The organism is Gilvimarinus xylanilyticus (genome assembly GCF_024195295.1).
GTDB lineage: Bacteria > Pseudomonadota > Gammaproteobacteria > Pseudomonadales > Cellvibrionaceae > Gilvimarinus > Gilvimarinus xylanilyticus.
The window spans coordinates 628147-651090 of sequence record NZ_JAMFTH010000001.1 but is presented as its reverse complement, the minus strand read 5'-3'; the positions used below and the strand labels follow the sequence as shown (position 1 = coordinate 651090).

Genomic DNA, 22944 nt, shown 5'->3' with positions numbered 1-22944 from the left:
ACAAAAACGGCCGGGCAAGCCCGGCCGTTATACCGGTAAACCCGGTTATTCAGATTTTTCTTTTAACTCTTTCTGCTCTTTTTGACGCAGACGAATATGCAGCTCACGCAATTGCGCCGCGTCCACCGCACCCGGCGCGTCGGTCATTACACAGGCCGCACTCTGAGTTTTGGGGAAGGCGATCACGTCGCGAATTGAGCTGGCGCCGGTCATCAGCATAATCAATCGGTCCAGGCCAAAGGCCAAACCACCGTGTGGTGGCGCACCGTATTTAAGCGCATCCAGCAAGAAGCCGAACTTCTCGCGCTGCTCTTCACTGCTGATGCCCAGAATTTCGAACACGGTCTGCTGCATGGTCTGATCGTGAATACGCACAGAACCGCCACCCAGCTCGGTGCCGTTTAGCACCATATCGTAGGCGCGCGATAGCGCGGTGGCCGGGTTGGATTTAAGCTCGGCCGGACTACACGAAGGAGCGGTAAAGGGGTGATGCAAGGCCTGCATAGAGCCGTCATCGCCCTCCTCGAACATGGGGAAGTCCACCACCCACAGGGGCGCCCACTCGCGGGTGTACAAATTCAGGTCTTCGCCCAGCTTGCAGCGCAGTGCGCCCAGCGCTTCGCTGACAACCGAGGCCTTGTCCGCACCGAAGAAAATCAAATCGCCATTTTGCGCATCCAGACGCTCTAAAATGGCCTGACGAACATTGTTGGGCAAGAACTTAACGATGGGTGATTGCAAGCCCTCTTCCACGTCACTGACGTCGTTAACCTTGATGTAGGCTAGGCCTTTAGCGCCGTAGATGCCCACAAACTTGGTGTAGTCGTCGATTTGCTTGCGGGTCAGCTTGTCGTTGCCACCGGGTACTTTCAGTGCGGTAACGCGACCTTTGGGATCTTTGGCGGGACCGGAGAAGACTTTAAACTCCACCTCGTCCATCAAATCTTTAACGTCTACCAGCTCCAGCGGGATGCGCAGATCCGGCTTATCCGAGCCGTATTTGGCCATGGCTGTGGCGTAATCCATACGCGGGAACTCGCCCAAGTCCACTTCCAGCAGGTTGTTAAACAACTGCTTCACCATGCCCTCGGTGATACCCATAATGCCTTCCTCGTCCATAAACGAGGTTTCGATATCAATCTGGGTAAACTCGGGCTGGCGATCGGCGCGCAGGTCTTCGTCGCGGAAGCACTTGGCAATCTGATAGTAGCGGTCAAAGCCGGACACCATTAACAGCTGCTTGAACAACTGAGGCGACTGCGGCAGAGCAAAGAACTTGTTTTCGTGGGTGCGTGAAGGCACCAGATAGTCCCGGGCGCCCTCGGGGGTGGCGCGGGTCAGAATCGGGGTTTCGATATCCAAAAAGCCGTTTTCGTCCAGGTAGTTGCGAATCGCAATGGTCACCTTAGAGCGAAACTGCAGGCTTTTTTGCATTTCGGCGCGGCGCAGATCGATATAGCGGTACTTAAGGCGCACATCTTCGCCCACACTGGAGTGCTCAGACAGCGGGAAGGGAATGGTTTCCGCTTCGTTGAGAATCTCCAAATCCGTGCCATAGACTTCGATTTCCCCAGTGGCCATATTAGGATTCACGGTGGCGGCATCGCGCGCGCGAACCTTACCAGTCACCTGCAGCACATACTCGCCACGCACCTTATCGGCCAGCTCAAACTTATCCTGGGCGTCCGGATCGAAAACCACCTGAACAATCCCGGCGCGGTCGCGCAGGTCAATAAAAATCACACCGCCGTGATCGCGGCGACGGTCAACCCAGCCGCACAGGGTGACTTCTCGGTCGATGTAAGAGGCATTCAGAGCGCCACAGTAATCACTGCGCATATTCATTTTCCCGTCTAATTTATTCGTTAACTGGCCGAGGCGGACGCTGCCGACTCGCTTTTGCCGCCTGAGGCGGGCTTTTTCTTGCCACCGTCGCCGGCAAGGTTTTTCTTGCTGCCCGACTTAAAATCTGTCTCGTACCAACCGCCGCCTTTAAGGCGAAATCCGGCCGCCGAGATTTTCTTGATCAATTCAGCTTGATGACATTCGGGGCATTCGGTCAGGGGCGCATCACTCATTTTTTGCAATGCTTCCATCTCGTGGCCACAGGCCTCACAACGGTATTCATAGATAGGCATAGCTTTTCTCCACTTCAAACCTACCAACAAACAGCGCATCCAGGGACCCCTGGCCGCCAAAAAGGGCGCAATTATACCTGAGAGTGAGGCGCATCGAAACCGCACCAGATACGGCGGGAGGACAAATATCAGCGCCTGGGGCGCAATGGGTTAGGACGACGCCTCAACCCCGATGGTATTGCCCTCGTATATGAGCGGGAAAAACTGCAGCGTCCCATTGCACCCACCCGGCTGTAAAGGCTGTCCGGTACGCAGAGAAAACTGCAGACCGTGCCGGGCGCAGCGCAGCACCCCATCATTGATACTGGCGTTACTCAACGACGCCTGACGGTGAGGACAGACATTGGCAAACAAGTAGACCTGCCCCTCATCTTGCACCAGCAACAGCTCCTGCCCCGCCAGGCGAATAGACTGGCGATAACCGTCGTAAAGTTCATGCAAGCGCGCTAAGGGTATGTAAGCCATAAAAGCACTATGCCGCAACTTCAGCTCTGTGAAAAGGGGCACAGGTTAATGTCGAACTTCAGTATTTGACCACTATTCAGTGGCGACTGGCTCGCGCTACACTAAAGCCCAAGGAATCCACTTCTGGTTGTACAAGCATGTCCAGCTCGCCTCAGTACCGGGATAAAATCAAAACCCTCTCCGACCGCTTAGTTGCTTTGCAGCGCCCTATTCGTATTCTGGATGCCATCAAATGGCCCGCTAGCATTCAGGACGCCTTTTTAGCCCGCGACGGCAAGGCTCTGCCCAACCTGGGCCGGGACTATTACGAGCATATGCCCCTGCCCTTTGACCGCCACCAATTGGGCGAAGAGTTTGCCAGACTGGAGATTGATATTGTGCGCCAACTGGGCGCCGCCGATGCCCTGGGCCAGATCATGCGCAATACCGCAGTCCAATACCGCCAGGTGCTTGCCATGCTGGGCTGTCGCGGCACGGCGGAATTTGGCCACTACAGCCGCCTGCTCTACGGCTCACCCGCCGATACCATCACAGGCGATAACAAAACCTTGCTGGAGCTGGGACAGGACCTGTGTCAGATCTTTTCCTGGCCCGCCGCCAGCCACCTGACCCCGCCGGGCGCCCGCCAATACGATGCCGAGTTTGCAGTAGAGTATTTGGCTAAGCGCATGGATGAATATTTTGGCAAGGGCAAGGTGCGGGTCGAGCTGTCCGACGAAATAGTCTCTGATGCCGCCGCCGGGGGCGACTGCATCAAAATCAACAGCCGCGCCACTTTTACCATGCAGGACCTAAACGTCCTTGAGGTACACGAAGGCTGGGTGCATATTGGCACCACCCTTAACGGTCGCGAACAACCTTACGCCACCTGGCTAAGCGTGGGCTCGCCGCGTATTACCGCGATTCAAGAAGGCATGGCGGTGCTGATGGAAACCCTGACCTTCAGCTCGTTTCCCCGCCGGGCACAAAAGGTCAGCGATCGGGTCGTGGCGGTGAATATGGCCGAAAATGGCGCCGATTTTGTCGAGGTCTACCGCTTTTTCCGCGAGCGCGGTGACAGTCCCGAGGCCAGCTACAAGGTCACCCAAAGGGTGTTTCGCGGCGCACCGGTAACAGGTGGTGCTGCCTTCACCAAAGACATCAGCTACGTTAAAGGTTTTGTGGAGAACGTCGGGTTTATCCGCAGCGCCATTGCCGCAGGCGCCCCACAAATGATTCCCATGTTGTATCTAGGCAAGGTCACTCTGGAAGATATTCCCGTGCTTTACCAACATTATTGTGAAGGCCTTATCAAAGGCCCCACCCACCTGCCGCCGATGTTTAAAAACCTGAACGGTTTATATGTTTGGTTTGGCTTTTCCAGTAGTATTGCCGGGCTCGACAATGTGCGGGTGCGCAAGCATTTTGCCCACCTGCTGCGTACTCAGTAAGGATATTTTTATCGCTATGACCCGCTGTTTTGATGTTGTGCTGTGCGGAACCGGCATCTACTTTGATAACTTCACGGAAACGCCTATTATCGGCTTTCTGACCGCGCGACGGGTAGCGGCCGCAGACACGACCCAGGCCATCAAGCTCGCCCAACACCAAGTGCTGGTGCATTGGAACCAGAGCTACAACGCCGAGCACAAGCTGGGAGTTCCAAGGTTAGAAGCCGTGACTACTACCGCAATCCGCAAGTGGCTGCGGCGCGCCTTGGACGAAGATTATTTTTTTTACGACAGTGAAGCCGTCAAAGCCCGGCACCTGGCGCACATTCACCACACCGCCCGCCCCTGGTACAGACTATGACGCCTGTTTGCGACACTCACCTCGCACGCTAACTTTCACGATAAGCGCGCGCCACCTCTTCGGCCAGAATCTGTCCGGCCTGCTCCACCACATGCGCGGGCTGGGCATAGCTGATGCGCAGGCATTCGTATTGATGATCCCAGGGCTCGGTCAGACCGGGGAAAAAATGTTCACCGGCGATCATCAATACTCCCCGGGCCTTTAAACGCCGGTATAACTGATCGCTGGAAATGGGTAAATCGGCAAACCAAAGCCACAGAAAAATCGCCCCCTCGGGGCGATGAATACGGTAGGGCAAGCCTTTAAGCGCACGATGTAAACTCGCCACTGTCGCCTCACAGCGCTCGCGGTAATAGGGCATCACCTGTTCTCGCCCCAGCGCCAGAAGCTGCTCACTGGCCAAAAGCTGGCGAGCGATCGCGGGCCCGACATTGCCCGCCGCGAGGCTCAACACGGTATTGGCCTGGGCAAAGGCTTGGATTACCGGCTCACTGGCAACCACTATGGAGGTACGCACTCCGGGCAACCCTAGCTTGGATAGACTGAGCACTGCGATGGTATTTTCATTCCAGTGGGCGCCGGCCTCAGAAAACACAATACCCGGAAATGGCAGACCGTAGGCGGCATCGATAATAAGAGGCACACCCGCGGCCCGAGCGCGCTCATCCAGCCCCGCCAGCTCGGCGTCGGTAATCACATTGCCGGTGGGATTAGTGGGCCGGGAGACGCACAGCGCCGCGGCCTGGTCATTAATGGCAAAGCGGGAGAAATCCACGTGGTACTTAAACTCGTGCTCGCCAATCAGCTCAATCGCCGGGCGGCTGGCACGATAAAAATCAGCGCCCAAGCCCAGCTCCGAGTAGCCCAGATACTCGGGCACCAGCGGCAGCTGAATATGCCGACGAGTGCCGTCGCCCATCTCGCCCGCGAGCAAATTAAACAACACAAAAAACGCCGACTGACTGCCGTTGGCTACAGCGATATTTTCCGGCCCCAGGGGCCACTGATATTGGCGGGATAAAGTGTCGGCTAACTGGCGGCGCAGCGGCAGATCTCCGGCGGGCGACTGATACACGCCCAGCATTTGCCAGGCCTCTTCCGGATCGGCCAAGGCGTCCTTTAAGGCCTGTTTGAGAGCACTCTCCACGGCGGGAATGCGGGCGGGGTTACCGCCGCCCAAAAAGAGCATCTCCGGATTTTCGCGCAAGGCGCTGCCCAGATCGTCCATTAACGAGACAATGCCGCTGTCGGCCGACAGCATCTGACCAAAGCGGGATAAACGCATGGTTAGAGTAAGCCGTAGGTACTCAGGGTGCCGCGCAATGCGTCGCCATCGACGGGTTTTTTAATAAAGTCCAAGGCTCCCAGCGCTTTAACCCGACTAAAGGCTTCGGGCTGGATATCGGCGGAGATGACAATAATGACGCAATTGAGCTGCTCGGCGTGTACAGTTTCCAACACTTGGTAGCCATCCAGCTCGGGCATGGTCAAATCCAAAAATACGATTTCCCCGCGCCCGGCGCGAATTGCCTCAAGGGCCTCAACGCCGTTACAGGCATAGCTAATATCCACCGACCAATCCTGCGGCAACGCCCGCGCAACCTGCTTGCGCGCCATTTTGGAATCATCACAGATTAACAACGGAGTACTCATATCAGGATTTAAAACCCAAGTTTACGTCGGTTATGGCTATTATAGCGCGTTCGCATCTAAGGAACTGTAAAGGGTTTTTAACTCGACGGCCAGCACCCAAAAACAGGGGAGCACTGCAAATAACGCTTGCGAAGACAAAGTTCCTGTCCGTCTACCGCCTGTTGACCTAGAGCGCAAACCGCTATAATTGCGGCCGCCAACACACACGGGAGCCACCTATGCAAATCTATCACAATCCGCGCTGCTCCAAATCGCGCCAGACGTTAGCCTTGCTGCAAGAGCGAGGCATCGAGCCCGAGATTATCCGCTATCTGGACACCCCACCCACGGCAGCCGAATTAAAAAGTATTCTGGCTAAACTGGGGCTAAGTCCACAACAGCTGATGCGCCGCGGCGAGGCCGAATACAAAGCACTGGATTTGGCAAATCACCCGCAAAGCGACGCTCAGCTAATCAATGCTATGATCGAACATCCCAAGCTGATTGAGCGCCCCATTGTGGTGGCGGGCGATAAAGCCTGTCTGGGACGTCCGCCGGAAAATGTACTGGAGCTTTTGTGAAACCATCCCCCTATGTCCTGATTCTATACTATAGCCGCAACGGCGCCACGGCCGCGCTGGCGCAGCAGCTGGCGCGCGGCGTCGAGCAGGTAAGCGGCATCGAGGCGCGCCTGCGCACGGTGCCTCCGGTATCGCCCGACTGCGAGGCCAGCCTGCCAGAGATTCCGCCCACAGGCGCGACCTACTGCAGCAAGGATGATCTGCGCCAGTGCGCCGGCCTGCTGCTGGGCAGCCCGACGCGGTTTGGCAATATGGCCGCTCCTCTTAAGTATTTTCTCGACAGTGCCAGCGATTTGTGGCTCAACGGCGACTTAATCGATAAGCCGGCCGGCGTCTTTACCTCGACTGCCAGCCTGCACGGCGGGCAAGAGAGCACCTTGCTTTCAATGATGATTCCGCTGCTGCACCAGGGCATGGTGCTGGCGGGAATCCCCTACAGCGAAGCGGGCCTCAATCAAACCCGAGCTGGCGGCACCCCCTATGGCGCCAGCCACCACGGTGAGCAAAGTGAACCGGACGACATCGAAATCGCCCTGTGCCGCGCCCAGGGGCAGCGACTGGCGCAGCTGGCCTTAACGTTAGGGGCGCAACCGTGAAAACACCCCAATACACCGCTGCCGATATTGCCCCCCTAACCCGCCGCTATCAGCTCGGCCGCAACATCAGCCTTGCCTGCCTGTTTGCCCTGTGCTTGATCTTCACCTGGATTAACCTGCGCGAAGATACCGGCAGCTGGGTGCGCTGGTGCTTGCAAACTCTGCCGCTCGCGCTGTTTATTCCCGGGTGCCTGCGGGGCCACTTTCGCACCTACAGCTGGCTGTGTTTCGTGGTGTTATTTTATTTTACCGGCTGTGTCGTCGCCCTGATGAGTCCCAGTGGGCAATGGCTTGACGCCGTGGGCGTCGCGCTTACCAGCGTACTGTTCTGCAGCGCGATGATGACCAGCCGATGGCGCCAGCACAGCAACCTTGCCCGCCAGCAAGCCGCAACAGACCATTAAGGATACTGCGTGACCGAGACCAAAACCAAAGGCCCCATTCGCCGCTTTTTCTCCGCCATCTGGCGCGGTATAAATTGCGCCCGACGCGTTGTGGTTAACCTGATCTTTCTGTTCATTGTGGTGGTTATTATTGCGGCGATCAGTCAGCGCCAGAGTGATGTACTCCCCCAGCAATTTGCCCTGGAGGTCACCCCCTACGGCGCGCTGGTGGACGAGCGCCAGGCCGTGGATGCGCTGGCCGCGCTGGGCGGCGAAAACAGCCTGCACAGCGAAACTCTGGTGCGCGATTTGGTACGCAGCATTAATCTTGCGCGCGACGACGAGCGGGTTAACCACCTGGTACTCAACCTGAATCACCTTAGCGGTGGAGGCATCAGCAAGCTCTACGAGGTGGCCCAGGCGATACAGGGGTTTAAAGAGAGCGGCAAACCGGTTACCGCACTGGCCGATCATTACACCCAGGATCGCTACTATCTCGCCAGTCACGCCGACACGGTTTACCTGCACGATATGGGGTTTGTCTTACTCACCGGTTACGGCAGCTACCGCCTTTACTACAAGGACGCCCTGGATAAACTGGGCCTCAACATGCATATTTTTCGCGCCGGTAAGTTTAAGGATGCCGTCGAGCCCTACTTGCGCGACGATATGTCAGAGGCCTCGCGCGAGCACAACAGCCAGTGGATTGGCCAGCTGTGGAGTGAATACACCCGGCGCGTAGAAACAATGCGCAATCTCAAACCCGGCGCGTTAGAGCAGTTGCTGGACAATAGCGATCAAGCCCTGGCCGCGGCCGACAGCGACACCTCGCAACTAGCCCGCGAGCAAGGTTTGGTGGATAAAGTGACCAGCCGTCAGACCATGCGCGCTGAGCTGGCGCAAACATTGGGCTATGACCGTAAGCACGACACCTACAAAGCGGTGGACTGGTACCGCTATCTCGACCACAACCGCCAGATGCCTCTGCCGGGGAAAAACTACGTGGCGCTGATCAATGCCGTGGGCACTATCCTCGATGGCGAACAACCCCCAGGTACCGTGGGCAGCGACAGCATGACTCAGTTGCTGCGCGACGTACGCAACGATCGCGACGTTAAAGCGCTGGTGATACGGGTCGACAGCCCCGGGGGCAGTGCCTTTGCCTCGGAAATTATCCGCGCCGAAATCGCCGCCACCCGCGACGCGGGTATACCCGTATATATCAGTATGGGGAGTGTGGCAGCCTCGGGAGGCTATTGGATTGCCACCGCCGGTGAACAGATTTGGGCCCTGCCAACCACCATAACCGGCTCGATCGGCGCATACTCACTCGTGCCCACGCTAGAGGATTCTCTCGCCAAGCTCGGGGTTAGCACCGATGGGGTGGGTACAACGCCGCTGGCGGATGCTCTTAACCCCACACGCGCCATGTCCGAAGAATCCGCCCGCCTGATGCAAATGTCAGTCGATAGTATTTACCAGCGCTTTATAAGCACCGTGGCCGATGCACGCGAACTGAGCACCAGTCGTGTCAATGATATTGGTCAGGGACGGGTCTGGAGTGGCCAAACCGCTCAGGAATTGGGTTTGGTGGATAAGCTGGGCACCTTGAATGACACTATCAACGCCGCCGCTAGCGATGCGGGGCTGGAGCACTGGGAAGTCAAAACCATTAGCGCTCCACTGACGCCCATGGAGGAGTTTTTACAGCAGCTGGGACAGATTGCCCTACCCCTGCCCCGCGAAATCAGTGCGCAGCTACAACACTGGCGGACACTGGGCAGTGCCCTGCCTGCATTGCCTTTTTCACAGACGCCGGGAGACGTCATGACCTACTGCCTTAAGTGCAGCGCGCCCTAACTGTGGCTGCCCCAGCAATGCCTGGTAGAAATTATATCTAACAGATTAGGTCTACCGGTTGGCTAAACCTATTCATCCAAGTTAATCGCAATTTGCAACCGGCCTTGTCGCCTTTGAGTGGAGAGTCGGTTGCTTTCCAGCACAGATTCCAGCCCGGGAATATAGGTCAGGTTGTTAATCGCGCGCGTGTATTCCTGGACCAGTTTAGCCTCAGCGGTGTGCAATGCACGCACCACTGCCCCATCACTTAGCAAACTGCCAAAGACAACTCGCATCCGCGGGGCGATCTGTCCGATATCCGTGGTGTCGTTCAGCTTGCCACCATGCTCGGAAACCAACTGCGCCAGCAACTGCACATTGATGGCCTGATCCTCGCGCAACTGCTCCAATAAGCGCTTAAGCTCGGGCGCCTTCACCTGCTTTTGCGCATCCTCATAGGTCGCGATCAAATCGGCGTGGGAGTGAACCAGATCATTCAGGTCATCCAGTAAAAACTCGACTGCAACTTTCTCGTGAGTAACGTACATACCGCCTCCTGGGCAAATGGCTATGGGTAGTACAAAGCAATTGTCTTGCCAGAGGCGAAATAGCAGCTTTAACGGGCGCTACGGCCAATAAAACCGCTCTTTATTGTAAAAGCTGCAAAAACTATTAACTAGAACGACTAAGATGCTCGTGCTGAGCATCTTAGCTGTCGCCCTGTAAATCGGCGGGATTTACGAAACCACGTGATTTTACGGGGCTCGCGCTCGCGTTCGACGAGGTCGGCGCATCCCGCATCGCTATTAACCCGACAATCACAATTGCCGGATTAATATCATCCGGACACCTTTAAAATATACTTTTCGGTCTTCCAGGGTTTTTTAATGGTATGACCCAGCATCTCGGCATCAAACTTTTCATCGCACAAGTCCACCAAATTAAGAAACGGTGTGCGTCCGGGGTCGGCAATCAGGATATTTTTCACCCCGGCATTGCGTGCGCGTTTAATGAGATTAAAAAGAGGTTTGGTCATTTCGTCCCAGAAGCAGATTTCGCTTCCAATGAGGGTATGCACCCCCTGCAGGTCTTTTTTGGTGATTTTCTCGAAACGCTTGGTCACGAACTCGACTTTTTTGACGCTATTGAGCGATTTCACAAACTCCACATAAGGAGCCAAAGCACCATCGGCGTCAACCGCCGTGACTCGGGCATCAAACTGTTTTGCCATAAAACAGCTAAGGCCACCCCAGCCACAGCCAACCTCTAACACTTTAGCGCGTTTACGAATGGGGTTTTCTAATAAGTAATCCATCAGCACCGCGCTGGAGCGCCATACTTTGGTACCGTGTAGCGAAGGCTCTTCGTACAAGCGTTTAAAGCGACGAATCTCTTTATGCTGCGCCTTGGGCAGATAAACGCCATGCAAAAGATGCAGGTGTTTCTCGTCGGATTTGGATGCGGTGTTACGAGCTTTTTTAGCAGCCATCTCGGCCCCCAAGTCGGTAAAAGCGCCTATGCTATCACGACGCAAACCAAAGCTTGAGGGCATTTTTATGACAGAAGCGGCAATTGCGCCGGGCGCTTCTTAATCGCCGTAAGTTAACGCCTGCGCCTTACCCCCAAAAATCCGATAGACAAAAAACGTGTAAGTTAAAATAGTCGGCAATACAAATAAGGCGCCCACCAAAATAAATTTGAGTGACTCGGGTGCGCTGGCGGCCTCCCATATCGTGATTTCTCCCGGAATTACATAGGGAAAATAGCTGTAAGCGAGTGCCTGAAACGACAATACAAAAATACCAATCGCGCAGGCGAAAGGAACCCACGAGTCAAAATCATTCTCATAGGGAAAATGGCGCAAATAGATAAACAGCACAACAAAAAGCACCGCGCACATAAAAGGAATGAGCAACAGCAACAATGCCTGCGGCAAGGTAAACCATTTATCAAACACCTCTGGGCTTAACAGGGGGTTCACCGCACTGACGCTGACAAGCCCGACAATCATTAAAATCGCGGTTAAGCACGCACGTTTAGCAGCCCATAGCTGTAACTCGCCTTCGGTTTTGCGCACCAACCAACAGGCGCCGATAAACGCATAGGCCGCCGTCACGCAGATAGCACTGAGCACCCCAAAAGCCGTGGATAAAGCCCCACCGTCAAACCCGGTCACATAAATACCCAGCATATACCCCTGTGCTAAAGACGCAATCAGAGAGCCGGCTTTAAAACAGCGGTCCCACCGGTTTTGGTAATCGGCATGGGCTTTAGCCCGAAAATCAAAGGCAACGCCTCGCAATATCAAACCGAAGAGCAAAAAGAAGGCCGGTAAGTAAAGGGTGCCCAATATTTGCGAATGTGCCGAGGGAAATGCGATCAACAGGATTCCCACCGCCAGCACCAACCAGGTTTCGTTGGCGTCCCAGAACGGCCCTATGGATGCAAATAGGGTGTTGCGCGACTCAGTGCGCCCCATGGGCATCAAAATACCTACACCCAAATCAAAGCCATCCAATACCGCGTAAATCAGTACAGCAAGCCCCATCAAAAAAATAAAAATAATCGGTAGCCAATAAGCTTCGCCACTCATGCCTTGCCTCCTGTTACTTCCGGGTCAAGATCTTCCACCGAGTTTTCTACCGCTTTGCGAGCCAAATAGAACAAGGTATGCAAAAATGCGACAATCAAACCGATATACACCAACACATAGCCGATTGCGGTAAACAGCACGTGGCTGGCCGGCGTATTGGTCACCAAATCTGCGGTTTTCACCACGCCATAGACCATAAAGGGCTGACGGCCAATTTCAGTGACATACCAGCCGGCGACCGTCGCGATCCAGCCGGAAAACGTCATTCCCACTAACCCCATTAAGAATACTTTGGCAGGCATACCGCGGCGCCACAACTGCCAGGAGCACGTCCAAGACATAAACAACATCAAAAGCCCCATGCCCACCATAACCCGAAACCCCCAAAATACCGGTGCCACCGGGGGATGCTCGCCCGCGAATTCATTGAGACCGCGAATTTCACCGTCGCCACTGTGGGTCAGGATCCAGCTTGCCCCGCGAGGGATAGAGATAGAGTAGTCATTGGTTTTAGTCTCGCTGTTGGGCAGAGCAAACAACTGCAAGGGCGCGCCCGACTCGGTCTCCCAAATCCCTTCCATGGCGGCAATTTTGGCTGGCTGGTGTTTGAGGGTATTTAAACCGTGCAGGTCGCCCATAAATATTTGCAACGGAATCAAGATCGCCGCCAGATAAACGGCCGTTTTTAAGCTGAGTGTCACCTCGCGGGAATGATCCCCTTTTAATTTTCGGTAAGCGGACACGCCAGCTACAAAAAACGATGCGGTTAAACCCGAGGCCAAAAGCATATGCCCTACCCGATAGGGCATGGACGGGTTGAAGATAATCTCCCACCAGCTTGTGGGGAAGGCAACCCCATCGCGCATTTCAAAACCGGCCGGGGTTTGCATCCAGCTGTTGAGCGATAAAATCCAGAATGCCGACATGGAGGTACCCACGGCCACCAAAGCCGTGGCGATCGTGTGTACCCGGTTGGACACGCGCTTGGTGCCGTAGAGCATAATTCCCAAAAAAGTTGCCTCAAGGAAAAAGGCAGTCAGCACCTCATAGCCCAACAAAGGCCCGGCAATATTACCCACGGTCTCCATATAGCCCGGCCAATTAGTGCCAAACTGAAACGACATGGTGATGCCACTAACCACACCCAGGGCAAAGCTGAGGGCAAAGATTTTCACCCAGAAACGGTAAGCGTGGTACCAAGCTTCATCGCCGGTGCGGTTATAACGCAACTTAAAGAACAACAAGAGCCAGCACAGCGCAATGGTGATCGTGGGAAAGAGAATATGAAAGGTGATATTGGCCGCAAACTGAATCCGCGACAACATAAATACATCCAGCATGGCTACCTCTCGCTGTTTACAGAACCTTTAACCGAGCAACTTACTCACCCCGGCCCCGAGCTTTAGCATGCGGGAAATTTGCTTGGGGCTTAACTGTTGTATTTCGCGACTCCAGTGAGTCAGCATTTCGATTAACTGGTACATCTCTTCGATCCGACCTTGGGCGTACTGGTCGGATGGACTGCGCGGATTTTCCATTAACAAATCGCGCATCACGGTAAGGGTGGGATCAATTTCGCGTTTGCGCCGCTCGTTAATCAGCGTCATCGCAATTTCCCAGACATCTTCCGGGGCGGTAAAATAATCTTTGCGATCGCCCGGCACGTGCAGTAAGCGCACCAGATTCCAGCTTTGCAGCTCTTTCAGCCCCATACTGACATTGGAGCGTGACACCTTTAATTCAGCGGCTAGCTCATCGGCGTTAACCGGCTCATCCGACAGGACAATGTAGGCATACATTTGCCCCACGGTGCGATTAATGCCCCAGCGACTACCCATTTCGCCGAAGTGGCGCACAAAGGACTCAATAAGTGGCGACATCAACTTTCACTATTTTCTGAAATTTCAGTAATTATACAATACAAATTGCCTAACACAAGCGTTAAGCGATGGTTACGCGCTAAAGCATCACTCCTGCTCAGCGCGCTCCTGTGAGACAAATATCATCAGACGACCGCTTTTCTCACCCTGCTCGGAGCGGTCTAAATTGAAACTAAGCGTATTGTCATCACGCTTTAGCCCTTGGTGAAGCAAGTCCATACGAAAGGACCCGGTAAGAATATCCGCCGCCCCATCACCGCTGAAATCGGCAACCACCAAGGGTACTAACCCCCGATACGCCTGGCTGATAGGGTATGGAGTAAATGATTGGCGACCATTGTTTTCGTACCAAATTAATGCGTTACGCTTAGGATCATCCCAATCATTAACCCAACTACTGGCAACAATATCCAAATCTCCATCGCCGTCCATATCGGTCGCCTGAGCATTCACGGCGCCGTAATAACGACCGATATCATAGGCCGCAAACTGCATTTTGCCCTTGTTTTCCAACCACTGCAGACCGTGATAGGGCTTGGGGTCGGTCTGGGTGTCGAAGGCATCGCCATTGGTGAATAAAATATCCGGGTCACCATCTCGGTCCAAATCCACCACACTCATACTGGTGGCGCCAAACATAGGGTGTCCCGCACTGACCAAATCCTGACGCTCAAAAACGCCCTTGCCCTTCCCCATAAAAGCGATCAAAGTCTCGTGCTCCTGGGCCACCAGAGTGACCAAATCGACAATGCCGTCGCCATTGAGATCGGTATCGTCAATGTTAAGCGCGCCACTCAAGCCCAATAGTTGGTGGGTCTGATACCCCTTGGCCGTGTTCTCAAGCCAGAGTATTTCGCCCTTGCCCTGGCCGCCAAACACCGCGATGGCCAAGTCGATGTCGCCATCCTGATCCAAGTCCAAAGCGTTGATATCGCTGACCCGTCCCAGCTTCTCGACCAACAGACGTTGCTCATACTGGCCCTTACCTTTATTTAGCAGCAAATACACGCGTCCCGATGGGTTGCCATTGGGGGGTAACTCGCCCAAATCAGCGACCACCAAATCATCCAGGCCATCGCCGTTCATATCCAGCGAATCCACCGCCACCGGCAGCGCAATCTTTGCCACCGTCTGCTCTTGCCAGGCATCGAGGTCCCCTACTTTCCCGCTGAGCAGGCGAAGCTCGCCCGTCTCGGCATCGGAAACCAAGAATCGCAGCTGATCTTCCCTAGGCGGCAGCGGCGTAATGGCCATTATCTGGGGTACCAAAGTGGGCGCTGACAACTGTGTGGGAGCAAAACGTATACGCGGGTGGGACTCATCGATATAAGGCAAGACCGCCAGCTTTTCCGGCGCACTGCCATAGTAGAGCGCCTTGATATGATGCTGAGCCTCGGGGGGGATAAAAGGTTGGCCAAGACGTCTTTCGGCCAACTCCGCCATGGCATCAATGACCGGCGGCCAGCTCGCCTTAGGCAGAAGCTGAGGGGAAGGCGCCGTATGGCAACTGCCGCAATACTGCTGCACCAGGGCGACAATTTCTTTTGAACTCTTAGGCTGGGCCGACGCCAGTAGCGAAACCGACACCAACCAGACCGCAAAGACTAAACGCAATAGTTTCAAACTCACCCCCGTTTTATAGTTTGCGACCCATTATACGGAAGGAGCGGAAATTAAAAACCAGACGGTTTAGACCAGAGAGAGAAATAACCCAGCAATGGCGGCGCTCATCATATTGGCAAAAAAACCGGCAAAAACGGCTTTAAGCCCCAAGTTGGCGACATCTGCCCGGCGATTGGGGGCCAGAGTGGCAAATCCACCTAAAAGTACGGCCAGCGAACCAAAATTAGCAAAGCCACAGAGCGCAAAGGACACGACGGCCACGGACTTTTCCGACAGGTGTTCGCGCTGCGCAGCCAAATCGACAAAGGCAACAAACTCATTGAGCACCAGTTTCTGGCCAATCAGGCTACCCGCCACCCGCGTCTCCTCCCAGGGGATACCCAGTAAAAACGCCAAAGGCTGAAAGAGTAACCCAAGCAACCACTGAAGACTCAAAAACTCCATCCCTAGCCAGCCGCCCACCAAACCCAGCAGGCCGTTTACCAATGCAATCAAACTGATAAACGCGATCAGCATAGCGCCAATATTGGCCGCCAGCTGAAGACCACTGGTCGCCCCCACAGCGGCGGCGTCAAACACATTGGTGTACTGGGTTTCACTGGCGGCGCTGGCGTCAATGTCTTCCACCGGGGTTTCGGTTTCCGGCACCATAAGCTTGGCCATTAAAAAACCGCCCGGCGCGGCCATAAAGCTGGCCGCCAGCAAATACTTAAGCTCTACCCCCAACCCCACATAACCGGCCAGTACCGACCCGGCTACCGTTGCCAGGCCGCCCACCATAATGGCAAACAGCTCAGAGCGAGTCATATGGGCGATAAAAGGCTTTACCACCATGGGCGCTTCGGTATGACCCACAAATATATTGGCTGTAGCCGAAAGCGACTCGGCGCGACTAGTCCCCAATAGCCAGCGCAAACCACCGCCTAAGAATCGAATCACCCACTGCATAATGCCTAGGTAATAAAGCACGGCAACGAATGAGGAGAAAAAAATTACCACGGGAAGGACATTAAAGGCGAAGATAAAGCCCAGTTTATCGCTGGACAGCTCGCCAAACATAAACTCGATACCCGCCTGAGCGTAGGAGATCACCTGATAAATCGCCTCGGACAAATGCGCCAACGCCCGCCGCCCCCAGCTTGAGTAGAGTACCAGGGCCCCCAACCCCAACTGCAAGGCAAAGGCGACGCTGACCGTGCGCCAGCGAATCGCGCGAATATTCTCGCTGCAGGCAGCGGCAATCGCCAGTAAAACCAGAATACCCAGCACAGAAATCAGCAAGTGCAAAGCGGACTCCTCTGGCGTATTTCCTCAAACAGAGCGGGCTGCTCACCGCCATCGGCCAGGATGGTATCGGCCTGATATTTTTGCGGGGCAATAAAACGTTGGTACATAGGCAATACGTGCTCCTCAAACTGGCGCTTTACCGAGGCCTCTGTGCGCCCCCGGTGTTCAATATCCCTCTGTAATCGTCGCCGATAGCACTCCTCGAGCGGCGTATCGACAAATACGCGAAAATCAGCCAACTCGCGCAAAGACACAAAGTGCAAAGGTAAAATACCTTCGAGAATAATCAACGCCCCGGCCCGAGTCGCAACCTTCGATGCGCGAGGTCTATGGTCGCAATAATCGTATTCGGGTAAGGTCAGAGACTCGCCCCGGCGGAGGCTTTCGATGTCGCGGTGCAAAGCACTGTCATCAAAGCTGTCGGGATGGTCAAAGTTAATGTCCGCGCGCTCGGCAAAAGACATGTGGGAATAATCGCGGTAATAGGCATCCATGGCAATCTGCGTGACCTCCAGCCCATTACGGCCGAAGCGATCCGCCAGATAAGAAGCCAATGTTGTTTTGCCGCTGGCCGAAACGCCCGCAATAATCAGGAACCAAGGTGTCATAAAGTCAGTCTACTGCATAACAGGGTCTACAATATGACAAAAAGATGGCAATGACATTTTCTAAGCTTTGGCAAGAAATTCAGGGGTGTACTCACTGTGAAGCACTGCTGCCCCTTCCGCCTCGGCCAGTGCTGCAGGCAAGCGCTGAGTCGCGAATATTAATCGCCGCTCAAGCGCCGGGTATTCGCGCTCACCATTCCACCACCCCCTTTGATGACCCCAGTGGCGACCGCCTGCGCGCCTGGCTTGGCGTTTCCCGAGCGACGTTTTATACCCCCACAAACTTTGCTTTGGTGCCGATGGGCTTTTGTTATCCGGGACAAGGGAAAACCGGCGACCTGCCCCCTCGGCCCGAGTGTGCACCGCTGTGGCGCGAACCCCTGCTTGAGCAATTGCAAAATGTCTCGCTCACGTTGGTAATTGGCCAATATGCCCAAGCCTGGCACTTACCCAACAGCGGCAAAAGCGTGACCGAGCGGGTGCAGCGCTGGCGCGAGTTCTGGCCCGAGATTTTACCCCTACCCCACCCCAGCGGACGCAACAACCGCTGGTTAAAGCGCCACCCATGGTTTGAGCAAGAGGTAGTACCCACACTTCAAGAACGGATTAAAACCTTATTGTCAGCCGAAAGTCACCAGTAACGGCGGGCCATAGTGCAACAACACCGTCATCGACGGTGCTTTTCCGTTCATCGCAATCCGTTCACCGTCACCCTAAACTCCTACGACAAACGCGTTTTAAAATCCTCATAACCAAACTCGCGAATCACCTCTAATTCATCCGTTCGTGAATCCCATAAGGCGATTGAGGGTAAATTAATGCCGTTAAAAGTGGTGGTTTTTACCATGGTGTAGTGGGCCATATCATCGAACATTAATCGCTGCCCAACCTGCAATGGCTGATCGAAGCTGTAATCACCGATAACATCGCCCGCCAGGCATGTCATGCCGCCCAGACGATAGGTGTGCGCTTTTTTATTGGGCATTCCGGCGCCCAGGATGTCGGCGCGGTAAGGCATTTCCAAGGTATCGGGCATATGACACGTGGCCGAGGTATCCAAAATGGCCTGAGGTACGGTGCTGGTAAAGGTATCCAGTACTTCGGTCACAAGAATGCCACTGCGAATAGCGGTGGCCTCACCCGGCTCAATATAAACTTGGACATCGTACTTTGCCGAAAAGCGCTTGATCAGCGCAATCAGTTCATCCACCTGATAGTCTTCACGACTGATATGATGGCCACCACCAAAGTTGACCCATTGTAGCTGCGGTAAATAATCAGCGAATTTTTCTTCCACCGCCGCAATCGTACGCGCTAAAGGCGGCACATCCTGCTCACACAAAGTGTGAAAGTGAAGCCCGGTGATTAACTCAGGTAATTGCTCTGGAAATTCGCCGGCCGGTATTCCCATACGGGATTTGGGGGCGCAGGGGTCGTAAATGGCCACGTCGCCTTCCGAGTGCTCGGGGTTGATGCGTAAACCAAACGCCAAGTCAGGCCGCTTAGCTTTAGCTTGTGCACACAGAGACTCAAACCGCTGCCACTGGGAAGCCGAGTTAAAAAGAACATGATCGGAAAGCTCCAACACCTGCTTTAAATCACGCTCTTTGTAGGCAGCCGAATAAGTGTGTACCTCGCCGCCGTAGTATTCGCGGGCTAACCGCGCTTCGTGAACACCACTGGCGCAACTGCCCCATAGGTATTGATTGAAAAGATCACCCAGCGACCAACAACTAAACGCTTTTAAAGCAGCGAGCACCTTCGCGCCACTTTCTTCCCCCACTCGGTGAAGAATTTTTAAATTGTCTTCCACGGCGGCCTTGTCCACCACAAAACAGGGTGAAGGGACGCGGGTTGGGTCAAACTGATTAAAGTACTGGCGTTTTTCCATGGGGCTCTCTTGTACTTATCTTGCGCTTACGGCTAGAAAAAAAGCCCGTCGCAGACGGGCTTAAGGGCACCTCTATTAATCCAGAGTTGCCTCTGGCTTTCAGGGCTTTTCGAGATCAAGGCGGCTTTGCGACGTCGGGCTGGTTGCCCGACGAGTAAAGCCAACACAGAGATCGGGAAGCCCTGAAAGCCCCGAAGGGCGCGGCCAAAACGCCCATCCGCTGTGTTGCTCTTCTTGCTAAGGGCTACGGCCATTAGCGGCGAAGAGCGCCGTGCGGAGTGAACGTTTTGGACTCGCGCAGAGACAATTCTGGATTAGTAGAGGTGCCCTTAATCTTCCATACCCGTGGGCTGGTCAATTTCTACCACCTGCCAAGGCAGGCCATACTTATTGAGGTCTTCCATAAACGGATCCGGATCCAACTGCTCCATATTCCAGACGCCGCTGGCGGCCCACTTTTTCTCCAGCATCATTTTTGCGCCGATCATCGCGGGAACGCCGGTGGTGTAGGAAATCGCCTGGGATTTAACCTCGGCGTAGCACTCTTCATGATCACAAATATTGTAGATATAGAAGGTTTTTTCCACACCGTCTTTCACGCCACGGGCAATACAACCAATACACGTTTTGCCCTTAGTCAAAGGCCCCAGGCTCGCGGGGTCAGGCAGCAGCGCCTTTAAAAACTGCAGCGGAACCACCTCTTTGCCCTCAAACTGCACAGGCTCAATCGAGGTCATACCGATATTACCCAGCACTTCAAGGTGCTTTAAGTAGTTATCGGAAAAGGTCATCCAGAAGCGTGCGCGCTTAATTTCGGGCAGGTGCTTGGTAATGGATTCCAACTCTTCGTGGTACATCAGGTAGATTTGCTTGGGACCGATACCCGCAGGGAAATCAAAAGAGCGATTTTCTTCCAGCGGCCCGGTTTCGCGCCAATCGCCGTCTTGCCAAAAACGGCCGTTGGCCGTGACCTCGCGAATATTAATTTCCGGATTAAAGTTGGTGGCAAAAGGCTGACCATGATCACCGGCGTTGCAATCGATAATATCCAGATAGTGGATCTCGTCCAGATAATGCTTTTTCAAGTAGGCGGTGTAGACATTGGTCACTCCCGGATCAAACCCCGAACCCAGCAGCGCCATACGGCCGGCGTTTGCAAACTTGTCCTGATAGGCCCACTGCCACTTGTATTCGAACTTGGCCTCTTCGGGCGGCTCGTAGTTGGCGGTATCCAGATAATCCACACCGGCTTCCAGGCAGGCATCCATAATCGCCAGGTCTTGATAAGGCAGTGCAACGTTAATCACCAAATCCGGTTTTTCACGCTGTAACAGCGCCACTGTTTCGGCAACATTATCCGCATCCACCTGTGCGGTGGTCACCGGACGTGAGAGCTGCTCGGCAATGGCCTTACACTTGGATTCGGTGCGGCTCGCCAGCACAATCTCTGTAAAAACCTCGGGCAGTTGGGCGCATTTATGCGCGACCACACCACCGACGCCACCGGCACCAATAATCATTACTTTCGCCATATTGCCTCTCCTTTAACCGTTAACGTTCAAAATACGTGTAACCGCGTAAACTTTCCGAATAGGCGGCCAACATGCTCTGGCGTTCAGACACACTGATACGTCCGTCGCGCACCGCCTGCTCCGCCGCCATGCGGAACTGACGGAACATAGACTGGGGATCATACTCAACGTAGCTGAGCACATCGGCAATACTGTCACCGTGTAACTCGTGAACAAAATCGAGCGAGCCATCGGTATTAATTCGCACACTGGCCACATTGGTATCGCCGAACAAATTGTGCAGATCCCCCAAGGTTTCCTGATAGGCACCGACCAAAAAGACTCCTAAATGATATTCCTCACCCTCGTTAATCGCGTGCAAGGACAAGGTTTTGGTCTCACCGTCAGGGCCGGCAAAGCTATCGAGCTTGCCGTCGCAATCGCAGGTCAAATCGGCAATAGTCGCCTTGCGCGTGGGCTCTTCATCCAGGCGGTGAATAGGCATAACCGGAAACACCTGGTTAATCGCCCAGGAATCCGGTAGTGACTGAAACACACTGAAATTGCCGTAGTAAATATCTGCCAGCTGCTCGGGTAAAGCTTCCAACTCGGGGGGAATGCGTTTCATCTGCGGCACTAAAGAAACAATGCGCTGCAAACCGGCGAGACAGAGATTTTCCGCCAGAGCCCGATCGCGCAGATTGATCTCGCCGCGGAAAAAACAATCGCGCACCTGATCGCGATAGTAGATGACGTCATTGTAGTTTTCCTGCAAGCGATCGCCATCGATCATCTTGAGGGTATGCCACAAATTAGACAGCTGCTCGTGAGGCTGATCGGGCAGCGACTCCGGCAATGGCCCTGGCTCAAAGTGGCCCACATCCAATACGTTAAACAGCAGCACCGAGGTATGTGCCACCGTAGCCCGACCGGACTCGGTCACAATGGTCGGATGGGGCAGTTGGTGCGCATCTAATTGCTGGGCAATGGCCTCGACCACATCCACACAGTACTCTTGCACCGAGTAATTGCGGCTGTGCCCACTGACGCTGCTGGTGCCGTCATAGTCAATCGCAAGCCCCCCGCCCAGGTCGATATAGCTGAGCGGGGCACCCTCGGCGACCATCTCAATATAGTAGCGACAGGCTTCCAATACCCCGGCACGAATACTGCGGATATTGGGAATTTGCGAGCCCAGGTGAAAATGCAACAGCTGCAGGCAATGCAACAGCTTCGCCTCGCGCAACTCATCCATCACCTCGACCAACTGATTGGTCGTCAAACCAAACAAGCTGCGATCGCCACTGTCCTCGGCCCAATGCCCCTCTACTTTGGTGGACAACTTAAGGCGAACCCCGATCATAGGGTCGACGTTTAACTCGCGCGAACGCTTTATCACCAAGCGCACTTCGGCGATGGTTTCAAGCACAAAAATACACTTAAAGCCGAGCTTTCGGGCCTGCAATCCCAAGTCGATAAATTCGGCATCTTTGTAGCCGTTGCAGATAATCAGGCTTTCACGGTTTTGCAGCACTGACATGGCAATCATCAGCTCAGCCTTGCTGCCTGCCTCCAGGCCGTGATTATAGCGCTCGCCAAATCGCGCTATTTCTTCCACGATATGGCTTTGCTGGTTTACTTTAATCGGAAAGGCGCCGCGGTACTGGCCCTTGTAGCCAGTCACTTTTATGGCTTCGGCAAAAGACTCGTTCAAGATGCTGATACGGCTGTCTACCAGGTTTTCGATGCGCAGCAACACCGGCATATCCAAGCCGCGTTGCTTGAGACCATCGATAATTTCCGTCAGGGGAACGGCCACTTTCCCGTCTTCGCCAGGCGCGCGAACCTCGACATTACCGTCATTATTAATGCCGAAATATCCCCCGCCCCACTCTTCAATACCGTAGAGGTCGGTAGACTGTTTGACAGACCATTGCTGGGTATCAGTATCGTTCAATCGCTTACTCCCTTGGAGCTTTATGACAGGTTAATAATGCCATAGTTATACAGGGTAGAAACCGCGCAATGTCCCACATTTTCCTACAAAAGAAAAGCGTTTTTACCCCAGTGAAAAGTAGCGCTGCAGATACAAAAAAGGCGGCCCCTAGGCCGCCCTTTCCACTAAC

At 54.4% G+C, this 22944-nt stretch carries 23 protein-coding genes; 7 read left to right on the top strand and 16 right to left on the bottom strand.

The window, feature by feature from the left end:
* Positions 1-45 precede the first annotated feature (45 nt).
* The 3 genes from aspS to M6D89_RS02755 form a co-directional block, all read right to left on the bottom strand.
* A complete protein-coding gene (gene aspS / locus M6D89_RS02765; protein WP_253967687.1) occupies positions 46-1839 on the bottom strand; it encodes an aspartate--tRNA ligase in 1794 nt (597 codons plus the stop codon).
* 26 nt (positions 1840-1865) lie between these two features.
* Positions 1866-2138 (bottom strand): FmdB family zinc ribbon protein, encoded by a 273-nt coding sequence (locus M6D89_RS02760; protein ID WP_253966505.1) that lies wholly within the window; start codon positions 2136-2138, stop codon positions 1866-1868.
* A 150-nt stretch (positions 2139-2288) separates the two neighbouring features.
* Positions 2289-2603, bottom strand: coding sequence for a Rieske (2Fe-2S) protein (locus M6D89_RS02755; RefSeq protein WP_253966504.1), 315 nt, complete (start codon positions 2601-2603; stop codon positions 2289-2291).
* A gap of 137 nt (positions 2604-2740) precedes the next feature.
* Between M6D89_RS02755 and M6D89_RS02750 the strand changes: the two genes are divergently transcribed.
* Both M6D89_RS02750 and M6D89_RS02745 read left to right on the top strand, forming a co-directional pair.
* Positions 2741-4033, top strand: coding sequence for a flavohemoglobin expression-modulating QEGLA motif protein (locus tag M6D89_RS02750; RefSeq protein WP_253966503.1), 1293 nt, complete (start codon positions 2741-2743; stop codon positions 4031-4033).
* A gap of 16 nt (positions 4034-4049) precedes the next feature.
* Positions 4050-4394, top strand: coding sequence for a hypothetical protein (locus tag M6D89_RS02745; RefSeq protein ID WP_253966502.1), 345 nt, complete (start codon positions 4050-4052; stop codon positions 4392-4394).
* Positions 4395-4422: 28 nt separating this feature from the next.
* Here the strand turns inward: M6D89_RS02745 and M6D89_RS02740 are convergent, their stop codons facing one another.
* Together M6D89_RS02740 and M6D89_RS02735 are read right to left on the bottom strand one after the other, a co-directional pair.
* The gene (locus M6D89_RS02740; RefSeq protein ID WP_253966501.1) at positions 4423-5679 is read right to left on the bottom strand and encodes a valine--pyruvate transaminase; all 1257 of its coding nucleotides are present in this window, start codon (positions 5677-5679) and stop codon (positions 4423-4425) included.
* A gap of 2 nt (positions 5680-5681) precedes the next feature.
* Positions 5682-6047 carry a response regulator gene (locus M6D89_RS02735; RefSeq protein ID WP_253966500.1) on the bottom strand — a complete coding sequence of 122 codons (366 nt, stop codon included), beginning with the start codon at positions 6045-6047 and terminating at the stop codon, positions 5682-5684.
* Positions 6048-6265: 218 nt separating this feature from the next.
* Here M6D89_RS02735 and arsC point away from each other — a divergent pair, with 218 nt between their 5' ends.
* The 4 genes from arsC to sppA are packed head-to-tail and all read left to right on the top strand — an operon-like array spanning position 6266 to position 9446.
* The gene (arsC, locus tag M6D89_RS02730; RefSeq protein ID WP_253966499.1) at positions 6266-6607 is read left to right on the top strand and encodes an arsenate reductase (glutaredoxin); all 342 of its coding nucleotides are present in this window, start codon (positions 6266-6268) and stop codon (positions 6605-6607) included.
* Positions 6604-7203: an NAD(P)H:quinone oxidoreductase gene (wrbA, locus tag M6D89_RS02725; RefSeq protein WP_253966498.1), complete on the top strand. Its 600-nt coding sequence runs from the start codon at positions 6604-6606 to the stop codon at positions 7201-7203. Before arsC ends, wrbA begins: the two co-directional genes overlap by 4 nt.
* Positions 7200-7607: a DUF2069 domain-containing protein gene (locus tag M6D89_RS02720; protein ID WP_253966497.1), complete on the top strand. Its 408-nt coding sequence runs from the start codon at positions 7200-7202 to the stop codon at positions 7605-7607. The genes wrbA and M6D89_RS02720 overlap by 4 nt, the downstream gene beginning before the upstream one ends.
* 9 nt (positions 7608-7616) lie before the next feature.
* On the top strand, positions 7617-9446 hold the full coding sequence (sppA, locus tag M6D89_RS02715; RefSeq protein ID WP_253966496.1) for a signal peptide peptidase SppA: 1830 nt from the start codon (positions 7617-7619) through the stop codon (positions 9444-9446).
* 68 nt (positions 9447-9514) lie between these two features.
* Here the strand turns inward: sppA and M6D89_RS02710 are convergent, their stop codons facing one another.
* From M6D89_RS02710 to udk, 8 genes are all read right to left on the bottom strand, one after another.
* Entirely contained in the window at positions 9515-9973 is a 459-nt protein-coding gene (locus M6D89_RS02710; protein WP_253966495.1) for a DUF2383 domain-containing protein, read from the bottom strand.
* A gap of 290 nt (positions 9974-10263) precedes the next feature.
* A complete protein-coding gene (locus M6D89_RS02705) occupies positions 10264-10914 on the bottom strand; it encodes a class I SAM-dependent methyltransferase (protein WP_253966494.1) in 651 nt (216 codons plus the stop codon).
* 99 nt (positions 10915-11013) lie between these two features.
* Complete coding sequence (locus M6D89_RS02700) at positions 11014-12018, bottom strand: cytochrome d ubiquinol oxidase subunit II (protein ID WP_253966493.1); 1005 nt, start codon at positions 12016-12018, stop codon at positions 11014-11016.
* Entirely contained in the window at positions 12015-13358 is a 1344-nt protein-coding gene (locus M6D89_RS02695; protein ID WP_253966492.1) for a cytochrome ubiquinol oxidase subunit I, read from the bottom strand. The genes M6D89_RS02700 and M6D89_RS02695 overlap by 4 nt, the downstream gene beginning before the upstream one ends.
* A gap of 27 nt (positions 13359-13385) precedes the next feature.
* Positions 13386-13898: a GbsR/MarR family transcriptional regulator gene (locus tag M6D89_RS02690; RefSeq protein ID WP_253966491.1), complete on the bottom strand. Its 513-nt coding sequence runs from the start codon at positions 13896-13898 to the stop codon at positions 13386-13388.
* 87 nt (positions 13899-13985) lie between these two features.
* Positions 13986-15521, bottom strand: a complete 1536-nt coding sequence (locus tag M6D89_RS02685) for an FG-GAP-like repeat-containing protein (RefSeq protein WP_253966490.1) — start codon at positions 15519-15521, stop codon at positions 13986-13988.
* Between the two features lie 66 nt (positions 15522-15587).
* On the bottom strand, positions 15588-16808 hold the full coding sequence (locus tag M6D89_RS02680) for a NupC/NupG family nucleoside CNT transporter (RefSeq protein WP_336297530.1): 1221 nt from the start codon (positions 16806-16808) through the stop codon (positions 15588-15590).
* Positions 16796-17416 carry a uridine kinase gene (gene udk, locus M6D89_RS02675; protein ID WP_253966489.1) on the bottom strand — a complete coding sequence of 207 codons (621 nt, stop codon included), beginning with the start codon at positions 17414-17416 and terminating at the stop codon, positions 16796-16798. Before udk ends, M6D89_RS02680 begins: the two co-directional genes overlap by 13 nt.
* A gap of 50 nt (positions 17417-17466) precedes the next feature.
* On the opposite strand from udk, the gene M6D89_RS02670 reads away from it, so the two are divergent.
* Positions 17467-18057 carry a uracil-DNA glycosylase family protein gene (locus M6D89_RS02670; protein ID WP_336297529.1) on the top strand — a complete coding sequence of 197 codons (591 nt, stop codon included), beginning with the start codon at positions 17467-17469 and terminating at the stop codon, positions 18055-18057.
* Positions 18058-18137: 80 nt separating this feature from the next.
* Here M6D89_RS02670 and nspC read toward each other — a convergent pair whose 3' ends face one another.
* The 3 genes from nspC to speA all read right to left on the bottom strand — a co-directional run bounded on the left by nspC (position 18138) and on the right by speA (position 22775).
* On the bottom strand, positions 18138-19307 hold the full coding sequence (nspC, locus tag M6D89_RS02665) for a carboxynorspermidine decarboxylase (RefSeq protein ID WP_253966487.1): 1170 nt from the start codon (positions 19305-19307) through the stop codon (positions 18138-18140).
* Between the two features lie 329 nt (positions 19308-19636).
* Positions 19637-20839 carry a saccharopine dehydrogenase family protein gene (locus tag M6D89_RS02660; protein ID WP_253966486.1) on the bottom strand — a complete coding sequence of 401 codons (1203 nt, stop codon included), beginning with the start codon at positions 20837-20839 and terminating at the stop codon, positions 19637-19639.
* 19 nt (positions 20840-20858) lie between these two features.
* Entirely contained in the window at positions 20859-22775 is a 1917-nt protein-coding gene (gene speA, locus M6D89_RS02655) for a biosynthetic arginine decarboxylase (protein WP_253966485.1), read from the bottom strand.
* Positions 22776-22944: the final 169 nt, after the last annotated feature.